This window comes from Salinibacter grassmerensis (assembly GCF_947077765.1).
GTDB classification, from domain to species: Bacteria; Bacteroidota; Rhodothermia; order Rhodothermales; family Salinibacteraceae; genus Salinibacter; species Salinibacter grassmerensis.
Genome location: NZ_CAMTTF010000002.1, coordinates 24167 through 38113, shown reverse-complemented (window position 1 = coordinate 38113; position 13947 = coordinate 24167). Strand labels below are relative to the sequence as shown.

The following is a 13947-nucleotide window of genomic DNA, read 5'->3' as shown; positions in this document are numbered from 1 at the left end:
GCCTACCCCGCCTCCTCCACACGAAACGAGGGAAGGTGCACTTCCCACCGGAGCGCGGCCAGGCGCACGGCCGACACCGTGACGATCGTGAGGCCCGCCACCGCCGCCTCCGGAAGCGCCGCGGCCCGGAGGCCCAGATAGAGCACGCCCCCGGACAGGGCCGCCGTCGCGTAGATCTCTTCTCGCAGAATGAGGGGCGTTTCGTCGCAGAGCACGTCCCGCACCATCCCGCCCACCGTGGCCGTGACGGCACTCATGATCACGACCACGACCGGCGGCGCCCCCACGCCGAGCGCAACACGGGCCCCAACGACCGAGAACACCGCCAGCCCGAACGCGTCGGCCACCTCCAACGACTGCCGGGGGGGCCGGAAGACGGACGTGTAGGCGAAGGTGAGCCCTCCCGCCCCGGCGATCACCGCGAGGTACCGCAGGTCCTGGATCCAGAAGACCGGGTGTCGGTCCAGAATCAAGTCGCGAATCGTGCCGCCCCCGACGGCCGTCACCGCCGCAATCACCAAGGCCCCGAAGAGATCCATGCGCCGCTGGCCGGCCGCCAGCGCCCCGGACACCGCGAAGACCGCCGTGCCAAACAGATCCAGAACATACAGAATGGTGCCGGGCGAAACGGGAATCGGACGCAGCGACTCCATAGAAAGAGGACGCGGGACGCGTTGAGAAATCCTAGGATGTAGCGTGGGCCTGAGCCCGTCGTGCCGTCCGGTTCCGCCATGTGGACCGGACCAGCGCTCCCATCATCCCCACCAGCATCAGCACGAGGACCAGAAACGCGACGCCCCACCCAAAGACGTCGGCTACGAACCCCGTCACGACGCTCCCGCTCGCCCCCAGCACCATGTAGACGGTTCGGACGAGCCCAAACCCAGCACTGCGCTCGTGCTCGTCCAGGTGATCCATGAACTTGGGCATGAGGGCAGCCCCCCATCCCATCGAGAGCCCCGCACACACCACCGATACGATGGCCATGCTCAGGCCCGTCCCCACGACCAGGAGTCCATACCCCACGATGCCCACCCCGATGGCAAGACTGGCGGCCGGGTCCCGCCCGATGCGGTCCGACAACGCCCCGAGGCCGGGCTGGGTCGCGCCCTGGACCAGAAAGTACGCCGAGAAGAGCGCCCCGGCGGTTGCTTCCGTGTAGCCGTGGTACGCCACGAAGAATGTGGGCAGGAACGACGCCGTGGCCTGCCACACAAACATGCCTACGGCCGAGAGGATGACCGTGCGGCCAATTGGCGGACGGCGTAGAAGCTCAGTGAGGGGGCCGATCTTGAACCGGCTCCACACCGACTGGTCCGGACGCACCGGTGGCCGTGCCCGCACCACATAGACCACGAGGGCCACGACGGGAATGGCAAACACGGTCCCCAGGGCGACGGCCCACCGCCACCCCATCCACGCACCGACGGCCCCGGCGGCCACCGGCGCCAACACCCCCGCCACGGGCGCCCCGGCCGTGTGAATGCCGATAGCCGTCCCGATCTGATCGGTGGTGCGCGTCAGGAGCGACGTGGCCACGCTGTAGTGCAGCCCCGCCACGGTCCCCAGCACGGCCGTCCCCAGCAGAAACATTGCGTAGGACGAGGCGAAGGCCAGAAGCGTACTCGCAACTGCCGTGCCACCCACCGCCACGAGGATGATGCGCCGCTCCCCGTAGCGGTCGGCCAGCAGGCCACTCGGAAACTGCGACAGGGCGTACCCCAGCCACATCCCCGTCAGGGCAAGCCCAATCGCGCCGTTGGGCACCGAAAATGCGTCGCTGATGGAGGGAACGACCGGACTGATGACGAGTCGCGCGACCATCGTCGCAAAGAAGGCCAGGGTGCACGTCCCAAGGACGGCTCCTTGACGTGACCACAGTGTCACAGGCGTAGGGGGAGTAGTGAGGAGAACAGAACGAGGGCGGAGACGAGCGTGGGACAGCAGAGGCTAGATCCCAAAGAACTCCGCGACGCCGCCCAGTACCATTTTCGATGCAATCGCGGTGAGCACCATTCCCATGAGCCGCTCCGTCGCCACCAGCCCACGGTTGCCGAGGAGACGCGACAGATTGGGGGCCAGAAGCAGAACAGCACCGGTGGCCGCCCACGCCCCGACGAGCGCGGCCAGCCACTCCAGCCAACGTGTCGGGTCCTTGCTCATGATGAATAGCACCGACGCCAGAGCCGACGGACCCGCCACGAGCGGGACGGCGAGCGGCACGAGGATCGGGGCGTCACTTGCCTGCTCCGCATCCTCCGCAAACACGCCGCCGGGCGACGGAAACACCATGCGGAGCGCAATCAGAAAGAGGATGATGCCCCCCGCCACCGTCACGGACGACTCCGAGATGCCAATGGCCGCGAGTAAATACTGGCCGCCGAACAGAAAAACCACTAGGAACCCCAGTGCAATCAACAACTCTCGGGCGATGACCCACCGTCGACGTCCCTGCTTCACTGGACGCAAGACCGAGAGGAACACCGGGACATTTCCGAACGGATCCATGACCAGAAAGAGCAAGAGGGCGGCCGAAAATACCGTCATCTATTCGTGGTGGTCGATTGGGTTTTGGAGAACGGCGAAGACGTGGAAAAGAGCGGATTACGGCAATGTAACGCGCAGTGGTCCGTCTCTTTTTTCTCCATGAGGTGATAGGAGCGCCTCCTTGATGCCGTTTCATGGAGTTTTTCGCTCGGACCGATCGACGCTATCGATCGTTCGTATGAGCCCTTTTGACCAGCTCTCTCCCGTACTTTCCCCTCGGCTCCCCCGGGATCCTGCGTAATGGAACTTCGTCACCTGCGATACTTCACAGCCCTCGCCGACGAACTACACTTCGGCCGCGCCGCCGACGCCGTCTTCGTCGCCCAGTCCACCCTGAGCCAGCAGATCAAGGCGTTTGAGGAGGAGATCGGGGTCGCCCTCTTCGACCGGGCCTCCGGGGGCGTGGAGTTGACCGAAGCAGGCCGCACCTTCCTCCCCTACGCGAAGCGGGTGCTCCGCGAGGCGCGGCGTGCAGAGTCCGTGGCACGCGCGGCGCGGGACGGACTGGCGGGCCTGCTCACCATCACCTACGAGGCGACCGCAATGCGGAGCGGGCTCCCCGCCATTATCAAGACCTTTCGGTCCGAACGCCCCCACGGGGAGCTCGACCTGGTGGAGCAGACGACCCGCGAACAGGTGAACGCCCTCCGGGGCGAGGAGACGGACGCCGGGTTCCTGTTTCTACCGATTAACGAGCGTGGCCTGCGGGTGCAGCCCCTCTTCACGGCCCCGATGGTGGTGGTGGTGCCAGCAGGCCATCGCCTCGCCGAGCGGGCGTCCGTGCCCCTCCGTGAACTTGAGGGCGAGCCGCACGTGATCTGGGCACGGAGCGGGGCGCCCCGCATTCATGACGCCTACGTGCGCGCCTGCCACGAGGCCGGGTTCACCCCGCAGATTCTTCAAGAGATTGAGCGGGGAGAGAGCTTTTTGGGGCTCGTAGAGGCCGGGCTGGGGGTGTCCATCGCCCATGCCTCGAACGTACAAATTCAGCGCCCCGGGGTGCGGTACGCGAAGATCGTGGAGCCGACCGTGCCCCTCACCCTGGGTCTCGTCCACCGCCCCGACAACGACTCGCCGCTCCTCGACCGGTTTCTCGAGACCGTGACGGAGGAGCAAGACGCGTTCACCCAGCAGAGCCCAATCTAACTGAGGTTGGCTCGTGGATCCCAGTCGGGGCTGCCTCGGTGCGAGACGCGTCTTCGTGTGGAAGGGCCCAGCGGGAAGCAGCCAGGCCCCGCCTGCAGGAGAAAACGGCGAGGACCCGCCGGTCACACTGTCAAGGCCACGACTGACCCAGGACGACACCTGACCGTTCCTTTTTAGAAGGGAAGGTCATTATCCGGCTCGAAGCTCTCGTTCTGGCGAAGCGTCTCTTCGTCCTTGATCATGGCGAGCACGTCCGGCACCTGCCCCACGGTCAACGCATCGACCGCGGAGACGCTCTTCACGTCGAGCACGCGGTTTAGGTACCCCTCGCCGCGCCCACAGTACGTGGCGAACCCGATGAGCTTCTCCCCGAGCGGCCCATCCGGAATGGTGGTATCGCCCACCCGTTGTTCGGGCGGCTGTTGTCGCACGCGGTTGACAAGCACCTCCGCGGCCCGGTCAATTTCAGCCTGGGACGGCCCCTCGGACGATGCCGGCTCCGTGGATCGTGTAGAGGAAGAAGAGGGCCGCCGCGACGTGTCCGCATCTCGGGCGGTCGGCTCCTCTCGCGGGTCCGCCCCGGACCCGTCCTCATCCGATTTGACCGGGTCGCCCTCCGGGGTAATCTGCCACGTCTCTCCGGTGTCCCGGTTGTAAACCTCGATGTTCTGATCGTACCCGACGTAAATGCCGAGCGGATTGGTGTCCGTCACCCCCAGGTCGAGCGTGTAGTTGTGCTCGTCGTCGTACGCGCGGAGCCGCATCTTGTCGAACGTGCCGCGCTCGCCTTCGAGGTCCTGATCATAGATCACGACCACCTCTTCCGCCCCCGACGCCCGACGAAGCCGATGCTCCGCGCGCTCGATTTCGCGGACAATCTCCTGGCAGTGCGCCAGTTCCTCGAGGGAGCCCTCGAACGAGAAAGAAAGGTCGCCAATGGCAAAGTGGCCCGTCGGCATGGCGTGAGAACGCTGGTCAGGGGAGTGCCGGCCGGACCCGGTCCGAAGCCCAAAAGATGGGCCCGACACATGTGCGAATTATATCTACCAAACGAACGGGTCGGCCCCGCTTCAGATCCCGCTTTGTGTTATATTTCCGCCAGCGTACCGGGCGCAATCCAGCCCTCGGTTCGCTCCCCAAGCCGTACGCGGGTCCACCCATTTCGCTCGGCCTCGGGCTTCACGAGCGTCCCCGAACGAAGGGTCGAATCGGAGGCCGCCGTGTCGGCGGGAGCGGAGCGGAGCGCCGCCCCCTCATCCACCACGACGGCCCGACGCTCTTGAGCCTGCACGTACGAAGTGCCTAGCGCAATGGCGGCGAGCAGCACTCCCCCCCCGATCAGCCCCCTTATGGCTGGGCCCCGCCATGCGCCCGCCCGGCTCGTGCCCCACCGCACCACGGCCCCGAGCCCTCCGGCACACAGGGCCAGCACCCCAATGCTGAACAGCAGCAGGGGCGACCATCCCACCACGAGGGCCGCGAGGCCACTGGACGTCCCCCCACGCCGCGGAAGCTCGGCACGCCGACGGACGTATTCCAGGTTATGCTGCAGGCGCGGGTTCCTAGGCTGGAGGCGACGTCCTCGTTCGTAGGCCCAGACGGCCGGCCCCGTGCGGTCGAGGCGCACGAAGGCGTTGCCCAAGTTGTGGTAGAGCGCTGCGCTCTCGTGACCGGCGTCGAGAACGGCCCGGTATTCCCCTACGGCGTCCTCGTACTGGCCCTGGGCGTAGGCCTCGTTGGCGGCCTCAAATTGTTGGGAGACAGACGACGGCTGCGCGCAGACCGGGGAGACGATGATCAATCCAAGTCCGCCGAGAACAACCGCGAGAAGGCGCATGGGAGGGGCGGTCTTAGCCAGGGACGACGGTGGGGCTACGAGCGAGAGGCCGTGGACTCCGACCGTGGTAGTGTGGTGTCGAGTCGCCGGAGCACGGCGTGGGCGTTGGCCAGCACGTCTTCGGGCGCTGCGGAGCCGGCACGGGGCGCGTACTGGGCCTCGTCACAGCGGTCGAGCACATCGTAGAGGGCGTCCTGAAGGTCCGGCGGAACGTCGTGTCGGGGCAGGTGGCGATCCAGTATCGTCCGGGTTACGTCGTTGGGACCGTCCCGCCCCAGCCGTTCCGCGAGGAAGGCCCGGAGCGCACGCGTCACGGCATCATAGAACGCCGCGTCGGGCCCCGCTTGCAGGCGGCGACGCGCCACCTGGAGGCGGTTCGTTTCTTCATCGAGGGCAGCCGTTTCGTCCGACGACGGCGCAGCCTCGGACCTCCAGCGCCGGTAGGCGACGCCGGCGCCGACGACCAGGGCTGGCACCAAGAGGGCAAGGTACGCCCAGGGACTGCGGTAGAGAGGGCGCCGGTCTGTTCGTGCCCACTGTGCCTCGCTCGCCGCCATCGGCTCCGCCACGTCGCCCACCGGCAGGCCGTCTCCCGTCCGGCCCACCGCTCGCGGGGCTGCCTCCCCCGACACCTGTAGCGCTGAGGGCGTGGCCTGGCGCGTCTCGTACTGTCCCGCGTCCGGATCGAAGTAGGAGAGCGTGACGGCTGGAAGGTCGTAGCGCCCCGCGGACTGAGGCACGAGCGTGTAGGCAAACGTCTTGGTACCGCGGATTCGGGACTCGTTGCGCTCGATGTCCGTCTCGACAGATGGATCGTAGACCTCCATGTCCGGGGGCGGCTCCACGGACGGTGGAGAGAGCGTCGCCAGATTTCCTGCGCCTTCCACCTCTACCATCAGGGTCACCGGCTCCCCCACCGATGTGCTGTCCGCGTCGGTCCTGGCCGTCATCGAAAACTGCCCCACGGCCCCGTCGAAGGCGGGTGGCGCCCCCGACGGAAGGGATCGCACATCCAGCGAGAGCCCCTCGGAGGCAAGCTGCACAGGCTCAAAGCGCCCTCGCAGGGACGGGCCGCCCTCGCGCATGCGCATCGTTCCCTGCGCTTCCGTCTCGATGCGGAGGGGATCGACCTGCAGGGTGCCCGGGCGCGTGGGAAACAGGGCCACCCGCTTTAGGACCACGGTCTCGTACGCCTGTCCGTGGGCCCGCCGCCGCTGAGGGGTGGGGCGGGCGGCCACGTTGAGCTCCTCGCGCCAGAAGCCCGGCGCGTCCCACGAGCCGGCCAGGCGGCTGTGCCGGAGCCGGATGCCCGGGCGATAGAACAGGCTGTACTCGACAACCACCTGCTCATTCTGGTACGCCGAGTCATTGGTTGCCCATGCACGGATGAAGAGATCCCGGGCGTTCAGGGATTCATTCCGGGACGTGCCGTCGGGGCGCGTCAGCGTTGGGGCATCGGGCTCTCCTGTCCGTGGGGACACTCGGACGCGAATGGGGGCCGTCGTGTACTCTTTCCCCTGCACCACCACGGTGAGAGGCTGAATGAGTGCGGCCCCCTGCTGCCGCGGGCGCAACCGCCACGAGAAGACGACCCCCTGACGGAGCCGCCCGCCCCTCGATGCCCGGATCTGTTTCGTCCGGGGCGTGCGCTGCCGGGGGGCAAGGTTGGTCGTCGCGGGGGGATCCGGCGTCCGCACGACGGTAGCGGGAACCCCATCGACCCGCACCGTCAACTGGACCGTTTCGCCGACCCTCACGTCCGTAGGGTCAGCCTCAGCCGTGACCCGCACCGAACCGCTGGACTGGGCCCGGCTTATCCCGGCACACGCCGCCCCCAACACGAACACGAAGACCGCGATTCGGATAGGCATGGACTGTGCGGTCCACATGGGCAGTGCGCCACTGATGGAGAAAACTGTTCCGGCCCCGGGTGCCAGCCTCCCGTCCGGCAGTGGGCCACATCGTCTGCGTCGTTACCAGTCTTTCTCGACCCGGTTGGGCTCCCCCGACTCGCCCTGCACCTCACGCAACAGCCTCTGCTCCTGGTTTTCGAGGGCCTGGAGGAGGCGGGCCGCCTGTGCCTGACTCAGGGAACGGGCCGACCGGCGGGCGCCGGCTTGGCGGCCTCCCTGTTGCCCCTGGGCCTTCTCCCCGGGCGATTCCGCCGACGATGGGTCCGCCCCCTCCGGTCGGGACGACTCCGAACGGGACGGGTCGTCGGATTGGGACCGAGACGCCTGCTCCGCCGCGTCGGACTGCTCCTGCGCCCCCTCGTTTCCCCTCGAAGGGTCGCGCTGGCTCTGAGACTGCTGGCCTTGCTGGGACTGTCGTCCTCCCCCGCGCCGCTTCTCTTGCTGCTGCAGTTTTTTCCGAAGGGCCCGCAAGCGGGGGTCCGACGGAGCCATTTCCAGCCCCTTTTCCACCGCCCGCCGGGCGGCCTCTGTATTGCCGGCCACATACCGTTGCGCGGCGGCGTGGAACAGGGCGTCGGCAGAGGATTGGCCCAGGGCCGGCGTGCCCGCGAGCCCGACCAGTAGACCCAAAACGGCTCCAATCACGTACAGACGCATGAGCATTACGAGTCCGAGCGGGCTATTTGCGCAATTTCTTCGATGCGGGTGACAAAGTCGCGGTACGCGCGAACCGTCGAGTCTTTCTGCATCCCGTCCCGCAGCAGGGCCGCGGCGGTGGTGTACTGGGTCTGCGCCACCAGGGCGTCCGCCCTTTCCTTCAGCGTTTGCGCGAAGGATGAGGGCTCGATGGTAGGCGGTTCGCCCCCGGAGTCCTCGCCTGCCTGCCGCTTCAGGTACTCGTAGTTGAACCGGGCGGCCTCGTGCGTGGGGTCGAGGAGGAGCACCGTCCGGTAGTGAGTCAGGGCCTCGGTTCGATCCTTCATCTCGGCCGCGACGGTGGCGGCGTTGAAGAGCACCCGGACACGCTCCTCGTCGGTCGTGGCGGCGCGACGGGCCTTCCGGAGCGCGGTTCGGGCGGCCCCGAAGCGCTCCTGGCGGTGAAGGGCCAGTCCCAGGTTGTTCTGGAGGCCCATGTACACGGAGCCGGTCGTGTCGTCGAGGGCGTCCAGGCCCGCCCGGTAGGTCTCCGCCGCGGCGACGTGCCGTCCCTGTTCGAAGAGGACGTTGCCGTCTCGGCCCTGCCCCGCTCCGCTGTCGCCGAGGAGACCGAAGAGGAGCAAAATAAGTGCCGCTCGGGCGAACATGCGTTTAGGGTCTCATTGCAAGTGCAATGGTGGTGCTGTACGTGTGGTCTCGTCTGTCGATTCCGACGCGACTACTCGCCATCCCGAGCCCCGCCGAGCCACCCCTCAAAACCCAGGGCCGAGGCGTCCCGGCGCCGCGTCGGGAGGACGCTTGCGGCGAGTAGCAGCAACAGGGCCGCCGCCAGGGGCCACTGGTACATCTCCTCGTAGTCGGCAAACCGTTCGGCACCGTATGTCGTGGCCCCGACCTGCCGGAGCGCCGCCGGCACGTCCGAGAGGGCACTAGAGGCCGCCCCGACGCGAAAGTACGCCCCGGACCGGGCCAGGCTCGTCAGGGGGGCCTCGCGCAGACGGCTCCGCACGACCTCGCCCTGCCGGTTCCGCTTGTAGTTGACACGCCGCCCGTTTTCGTAGACCGGAATCCGGGCGCCGTCCTCGGTGCCAACGCCGGCGGTCAGGAGCGTCACCCCGGCCTCTTCTGCTCGCTGGCGGGCGGCGTCGAGATCGCCGGCGTGGTTCTCCCCGTCCGAGACGACGAGCAGCGCGCGGGGGCGTGTCTCGTCGGGCGCCGCCGTCGTGTCGTCCGCCGGACGGGACGCGCCGAAGGCCTGCAGGCCCGCGTCGACGGCCATGCTCACGTCGGTGCCCGGCGTCGAGATCTGGTCGGGCGCCGCTGCGTCGAGGAAGAGACGGAAGGCGCCGTAGTCGGTCGTGAGGGGCGACTGCACGAACCCGCTTCCGGCAAAGAGGACGAGCCCAACCCGGTCGCCCGACAGATCATCCACCAGCGTGCGGATCTCGTTCTTCGCCCGTCGGAGGCGGCTCGGGGGCACGTCTTGGGCCCGCATCGACGCCGAGACGTCCAGCGCCACGACCAGATCGAGCCCTCGACGCTCCACCGTGCGCACCTCCGTGCCCCACCGCGGCCCCATCAGGGCGACGGCCCCGAGAAGTAGCGCCCCCACCACGAGGCCCGCCTTCCACATCCGACGGCGCGGGCGAAGGGTCGTCGCGAGCCGCTGCACGGTCGCCGGGTGCCCAAACCGCTCCCGGTCCGCCCGGCGCCGACGCACCACCCAGCCGTAGATCCCCACGGCCAAAGGGACGAGGAGAAGCGTCCACATGTATCCGGGGTGGAGCCAATCCATGTCTGGGGTGTAATTGCAGGAAGGAGCACTGGCTTTGGGAGCGCCTCGCGGATCCCTCAACGCGGGCTACGGGAAACGCCGAAACAGGGTCGCGGAGAGCCCGACCTCCAGGAGGATGAGTCCCAGGGCCGGCAGGAGGAACCACGGATACCGCTCCGTCCGGTCCGTGTAGACGCGCTCGTCGACCGGCGTGGCCTCCATGGCGTCGATCTCAGCGTAGATGCGCTCCAGTGCGTCGCGGTTCGTCGCGGAGAAGTACTGTCCTCCGGTCGACGTGGAGACGGACCGGAGCATCTCCGCGTCCACGCCCGCCGACTCGTCTTGCGGGCCCCGAGACAGCGGCTCTTCCGAGGTGTCCGTGCCGTCCGACGACCCGACCCCGATCGCGTAGACCCGCACACCCATTGTCTGGGCAACCTCCGCCGCCGTGCGGGGGTCAATCTGGCCCCGGTTGTTGCGGCCGTCGGTAAGGAGAATGGCCACCTTGCTCTCCGCTTCGCTGTCCTTGAGCCGATTGACAGCCGTCGCCAGGGCCGTTCCCACGGCGGTGCCGTCCTCCACGGCCCCAATCTCTACGTCATCCAGCATGCGCTGGAGGAACGAATAATCGAGCGTGAGGGGGGCCTGCGTGTACGCCTCGGCAGCAAACACGATGAGACCCACCCGGTCGGACACGCGTCCCTCCACGAACGCCCCCGCTGCCTCACGTGCGGCCTCGAAGCGGGTCGGCTGGAAGTCCTCGGCCTGCATCGACGTGGAAGCGTCGAGGACCATCATGATGTCGATGCCCTCGGCCGTCCGGGTCCGCGTGGTCTCTTCGGTCTGGGGACGGGCCAGAGCCAGAACGCCAAGCGCGAGCGCCCCCATGCGGAGCCCTACCGGAAGCCATCGGAGACGCACGGTCCACGCGATCGGCGCTCCCTGCACCGGCCCCACATCACTGTAGCGGAGCCCCGTCGTCCGCCGCCGTCGCCACCACGTCCAGGCCCCCACCGCCGGCACGGCGAGGAGTAGCCACAGCAATTGAGGATTGACGAAGCTCACGGTGGGACGGATCGGGCGGGTCCAGCGGATTCAGCACACAGGGGCAAAGAGCGCGCCACGACCGGGCGTTACGCCGTTTGCCGGACGGCCACGGCGTCGACGAGGGCGGGCAGCACGTCCCCGGCAGGCCCCCGGATCGTTTCGTGGACGTCGTCGGTGACGCCGGTCGTGTCCGGGTTGACCTCGGCCACGTAGGCGCCCTGCTCTCGCGCCGCGACGGGGAGACGCGCCGCCGGGTACACGACGGCGCTCGTTCCCACGCTCAGAAACACGTCGGCGTGCTCGGTGGTCGCATCCGCCTGCTCCATCGCGTCGGGCGGAAGCATCTCCCCGAACCAGACCACGTCGGGGCGAACGAGTCCCTCGCAGTCCGGACAGCGGGCCGGCTCACCGTCCTGGATGGCGGCGTCGACGGCCTCCGCCCCGACCGCCTGCTCACAGTCCATGCAGTAGTTGTCCGTGATGTTGCCGTGCAGCTCGATGACGGTGCTGTTCTCGGCGCGGTTGTGCAGATCGTCGACGTTTTGGGTCATGACGGCCATTGACGGCACATGCGCCTCCAGGTCTGCCAGGGCGTGGTGGCCCGCGTTGGGCTCGGCGTCCACCACCACCTCGCGGCGGTGCCGGTACCAGCCCTGGACCAACTCGGGGTTGTCGAGGAACGCCTCCACGTTCGCAAGCTCCTGCGGGTCGAACTCGTCCCAGAGCCCACCGGGGTCGCGGAAGGTGGGAATGCCGCTCTCGGCACTGATCCCCGCCCCTGTCAGCACGGCCACGTGGTCGGCCTCGGCGAGTCGGTTGACGAGCGTGTCACTAAAGTCGGGCATGGGCGGCGCAAGGGGGAATGCAGAGAACCAGCTCAGGGAGCGCTCCGCACGAGCAAAGGGTAGGCATCGCGCGGAAATGACACGTCGGGCGCTTACGCGGAGGACGATGCGTCGTCTGTTGCCCGCGCTTCTTCCCGACGCCGTGTGGCTTCGAGGGCGTCGAGCGCGTCCTGCGCGTCGCCGAGGACGGACCGGCTCTCCGCCGGTGGGGGCTGGGCATCGGCGAACTTGACGAGGTCGGCCTGCTCCAGCACGGCCTGGAGGCGCTGAATGGTTTCCTCTTGCACCTCGGGCCGACGGCGGAGCGCCGCCACCACCTCGGCGGTGGTTTGCTCCAGGGCCGGGACGCCGACGCGACGCACCAAATAGACGCGCAGGGCCTCAGTGAGGTCCACGTAGAAGGCCTTGGCGGCCTCGTGCCCGGACGGGTGGCGCCGCTCCAGACGCCGGAGCTGCGCCGACGCCGCCTCGTAGGCACGCTCCGGCTCGGGATCGTCGGTTCCAGTCGCGTCCTGGGTTCGCCAGCGCCACCATCCGTACGCCCCCCCGCCGAGGACGGCCGCAGTGAAGAGACCAAGCAGCCCCCACACCCAGGCCGGCCGCGGAAAGTGTGCGAGCGCGGCCGGGGTACGCAGCGCCTTCGCGTCGGGCCCCACGACCGACACGACCGGCACCGTGCGGGGCGGGCTGCCGACGACCGTCGTGTCGCCCCCCGACACAAGACGAACGGGCAGGACGGGCACGCGGGCCGAGTTGAGGGCAAAGGTGGTCACCTCGTAGGCCACGCTGTCGACCCGACGGGCGCTCGACGAGCGGCGCGTCCGGACCGCCTGCCGTCGAACCGGATGCAGGTCTCCGAAGACGGCCGGCCCGGCGTCCACGCTCGGAAACGTCACGTCACGGTCCGCGGCGCGCGTGGCCGCCAGAGTCAGCGTGAATCGCTCGCCGACTTTTACGCTGTCGGCCGACACGCGGACCTCGACGCGGGGCTCAGGCTGGGCCCCCACGGAACGCGCACACGCGCAGAGCAGACTCAAAAGCAAAAGAAGCTGGGGCCCGGTCCGTGTCCACCCTCGCATCCGTCGCTGCATACGTCCCGAGTCGGTCAACGGACGGGCGCGCCCCATTGCTATCCCCGTCGGGCACGCCCCCGAAAGAATGCGATAAGGGGCTCCAGGTAGTCGGCGTCGGTCTGCACGATGACGTGCCCAACCCCGGCCCGCCGAAGGATCTCGCGGGTACGCTCCCGGCGCGCCCGCGCCGAGGCCTCAATGGCCTTTCGCGCCGCCGGATCGCGGGTGTCTACCGTCACCGTCTCCCCGGTCTCGGCGTCGGTCAGATCAACTAAGCCCACCGGGGGCAGTTCCTCTTCGCGGGGGTCCTGGAGCTCAATTCCGATGGTATCGTGGCGCTGTCCGGCGGCCCGCAGCATCGAGTCGTAGTCGGCGTCAAAGAAGTCGCTCACCAGTACGAGGATCGACCGGCGCTGTAGAATGCGGAGCACACGCCGGAGGGCCCCGCCGATGTCCGTCCCGATGGAGGCCGGCTCGGCCGTAAACAGCTCGCGGACGCACCGAAGCACGTGACGCCGCCCCGACCCCGGCCGCACAAACCGCTCCGTTTCGTCGGAAAACAGAAGCAGGCCCACCGTGTCGTTGTTCTGGATGGCGCTGAAGGCAATCACCGCGCAGATTTCTGCGGCCACCTCCCGCTTCAGTTTGCCGTGCGAGCCGAAGTTCTCCGACCCCGACACGTCGACGCACAACATGACGGTCTGCTCCCGCTCCTCCTCGTACACCTTCACGTAGGTGTCGTCCATCCGGGCCGACACGTTCCAGTCGATGTTGCGGATGTCGTCGCCCACCTGGTAGGGCCGCACCTCCGCAAACTCAATTCCACGTCCCTGAAAGGCCGACTGGTACTCGCCCCGGAAAATGCTTTCGACCCGGCCGCGGGTGCGCACCTCCAGGCGACGGATCTTTTCAAAGAGCTCGTCGGGAATCATGGCGGAGGGCACGTCAGGGGACACACACGACGCCGGGGCGGCGAGGCCACGTCCGGGAGACGTCAAGCAACACTCTGTTGTAGCTTTTCCCCGCGAGAATCGTTCGCGGCGCCCCCACCTCACCCCGGCTCAGACGCCTCTCGTGGGCGCGGCCGGCCAGCGCGACCGCCACAATG

General features: G+C 68.1%; 14 protein-coding genes. 1 reads left to right on the top strand and 13 read right to left on the bottom strand.

The window, feature by feature from the left end; translation table 11 throughout:
* Positions 1 to 2: 2 nt before the first annotated feature.
* The 3 genes from OJB03_RS04460 to OJB03_RS04450 all read right to left on the bottom strand — a co-directional run bounded on the left by OJB03_RS04460 (position 3) and on the right by OJB03_RS04450 (position 2547).
* Positions 3 to 653 carry a trimeric intracellular cation channel family protein gene (locus OJB03_RS04460; RefSeq protein WP_263785580.1) on the bottom strand — a complete coding sequence of 217 codons (651 nt, stop codon included), beginning with the start codon at positions 651 to 653 and terminating at the stop codon, positions 3 to 5.
* Positions 654 to 684: 31 nt separating this feature from the next.
* Positions 685 to 1887: an MFS transporter gene (locus OJB03_RS04455; RefSeq protein ID WP_263785579.1), complete on the bottom strand. Its 1203-nt coding sequence runs from the start codon at positions 1885 to 1887 to the stop codon at positions 685 to 687.
* 63 nt (positions 1888 to 1950) lie between these two features.
* Entirely contained in the window at positions 1951 to 2547 is a 597-nt protein-coding gene (locus OJB03_RS04450; protein WP_263785578.1) for a MarC family protein, read from the bottom strand.
* A gap of 240 nt (positions 2548 to 2787) precedes the next feature.
* Here OJB03_RS04450 and OJB03_RS04445 point away from each other — a divergent pair, with 240 nt between their 5' ends.
* A complete protein-coding gene (locus OJB03_RS04445) occupies positions 2788 to 3693 on the top strand; it encodes a LysR family transcriptional regulator (protein ID WP_263785576.1) in 906 nt (301 codons plus the stop codon).
* A gap of 173 nt (positions 3694 to 3866) precedes the next feature.
* Here OJB03_RS04445 and OJB03_RS04440 read toward each other — a convergent pair whose 3' ends face one another.
* The 10 genes from OJB03_RS04440 to OJB03_RS04395 form a co-directional block, all read right to left on the bottom strand.
* Positions 3867 to 4652, bottom strand: coding sequence for a hypothetical protein (locus OJB03_RS04440; RefSeq protein ID WP_263785574.1), 786 nt, complete (start codon positions 4650 to 4652; stop codon positions 3867 to 3869).
* Between the two features lie 128 nt (positions 4653 to 4780).
* Complete coding sequence (locus OJB03_RS04435) at positions 4781 to 5530, bottom strand: SH3 domain-containing protein (RefSeq protein ID WP_263785572.1); 750 nt, start codon at positions 5528 to 5530, stop codon at positions 4781 to 4783.
* A 35-nt stretch (positions 5531 to 5565) separates the two neighbouring features.
* On the bottom strand, positions 5566 to 7419 hold the full coding sequence (locus OJB03_RS04430) for a BatD family protein (protein ID WP_263785571.1): 1854 nt from the start codon (positions 7417 to 7419) through the stop codon (positions 5566 to 5568).
* 84 nt (positions 7420 to 7503) lie between these two features.
* Entirely contained in the window at positions 7504 to 8106 is a 603-nt protein-coding gene (locus OJB03_RS04425) for a hypothetical protein (RefSeq protein WP_263785570.1), read from the bottom strand.
* Positions 8106 to 8747 carry a hypothetical protein gene (locus OJB03_RS04420; protein WP_263785569.1) on the bottom strand — a complete coding sequence of 214 codons (642 nt, stop codon included), beginning with the start codon at positions 8745 to 8747 and terminating at the stop codon, positions 8106 to 8108. Before OJB03_RS04420 ends, OJB03_RS04425 begins: the two co-directional genes overlap by 1 nt.
* Before the next feature lie 71 nt (positions 8748 to 8818).
* Complete coding sequence (locus tag OJB03_RS04415; protein ID WP_263785567.1) at positions 8819 to 9895, bottom strand: VWA domain-containing protein; 1077 nt, start codon at positions 9893 to 9895, stop codon at positions 8819 to 8821.
* 66 nt (positions 9896 to 9961) lie between these two features.
* Positions 9962 to 10939 carry a vWA domain-containing protein gene (locus tag OJB03_RS04410; RefSeq protein ID WP_263785566.1) on the bottom strand — a complete coding sequence of 326 codons (978 nt, stop codon included), beginning with the start codon at positions 10937 to 10939 and terminating at the stop codon, positions 9962 to 9964.
* Positions 10940 to 11007: 68 nt separating this feature from the next.
* Entirely contained in the window at positions 11008 to 11766 is a 759-nt protein-coding gene (locus OJB03_RS04405; RefSeq protein ID WP_263785565.1) for an SIR2 family NAD-dependent protein deacylase, read from the bottom strand.
* Between the two features lie 92 nt (positions 11767 to 11858).
* Positions 11859 to 12857: a hypothetical protein gene (locus tag OJB03_RS04400; protein WP_263785564.1), complete on the bottom strand. Its 999-nt coding sequence runs from the start codon at positions 12855 to 12857 to the stop codon at positions 11859 to 11861.
* Between the two features lie 38 nt (positions 12858 to 12895).
* Positions 12896 to 13771 (bottom strand): DUF58 domain-containing protein, encoded by an 876-nt coding sequence (locus OJB03_RS04395; RefSeq protein ID WP_263785563.1) that lies wholly within the window; start codon positions 13769 to 13771, stop codon positions 12896 to 12898.
* Positions 13772 to 13947: the final 176 nt, after the last annotated feature.

Bases quoted from the DNA above. Each gene is read 5' to 3' on its own strand.
- OJB03_RS04460 (WP_263785580.1), bottom strand. From the start codon at position 653: ATGGAGTCGCTGCGTCCGATTCCCGTTTCGCCCGGCACCATTCTGTAT.
- OJB03_RS04450 (WP_263785578.1), bottom strand. From the start codon at position 2,547: ATGACGGTATTTTCGGCCGCCCTCTTGCTCTTTCTGGTCATGGATCCG.
- OJB03_RS04445 (WP_263785576.1), top strand. From the start codon at position 2,788: ATGGAACTTCGTCACCTGCGATACTTCACAGCCCTCGCCGACGAACTA.
- OJB03_RS04440 (WP_263785574.1), bottom strand. From the start codon at position 4,652: ATGCCGACGGGCCACTTTGCCATTGGCGACCTTTCTTTCTCGTTCGAG.
- OJB03_RS04435 (WP_263785572.1), bottom strand. From the start codon at position 5,530: ATGCGCCTTCTCGCGGTTGTTCTCGGCGGACTTGGATTGATCATCGTC.
- OJB03_RS04430 (WP_263785571.1), bottom strand. From the start codon at position 7,419: ATGTGGACCGCACAGTCCATGCCTATCCGAATCGCGGTCTTCGTGTTC.
- OJB03_RS04425 (WP_263785570.1), bottom strand. From the start codon at position 8,106: ATGCTCATGCGTCTGTACGTGATTGGAGCCGTTTTGGGTCTACTGGTC.
- OJB03_RS04420 (WP_263785569.1), bottom strand. From the start codon at position 8,747: ATGTTCGCCCGAGCGGCACTTATTTTGCTCCTCTTCGGTCTCCTCGGC.
- OJB03_RS04415 (WP_263785567.1), bottom strand. From the start codon at position 9,895: ATGGATTGGCTCCACCCCGGATACATGTGGACGCTTCTCCTCGTCCCT.
- OJB03_RS04405 (WP_263785565.1), bottom strand. From the start codon at position 11,766: ATGCCCGACTTTAGTGACACGCTCGTCAACCGACTCGCCGAGGCCGAC.
- OJB03_RS04400 (WP_263785564.1), bottom strand. From the start codon at position 12,857: ATGCAGCGACGGATGCGAGGGTGGACACGGACCGGGCCCCAGCTTCTT.
- OJB03_RS04395 (WP_263785563.1), bottom strand. From the start codon at position 13,771: ATGATTCCCGACGAGCTCTTTGAAAAGATCCGTCGCCTGGAGGTGCGC.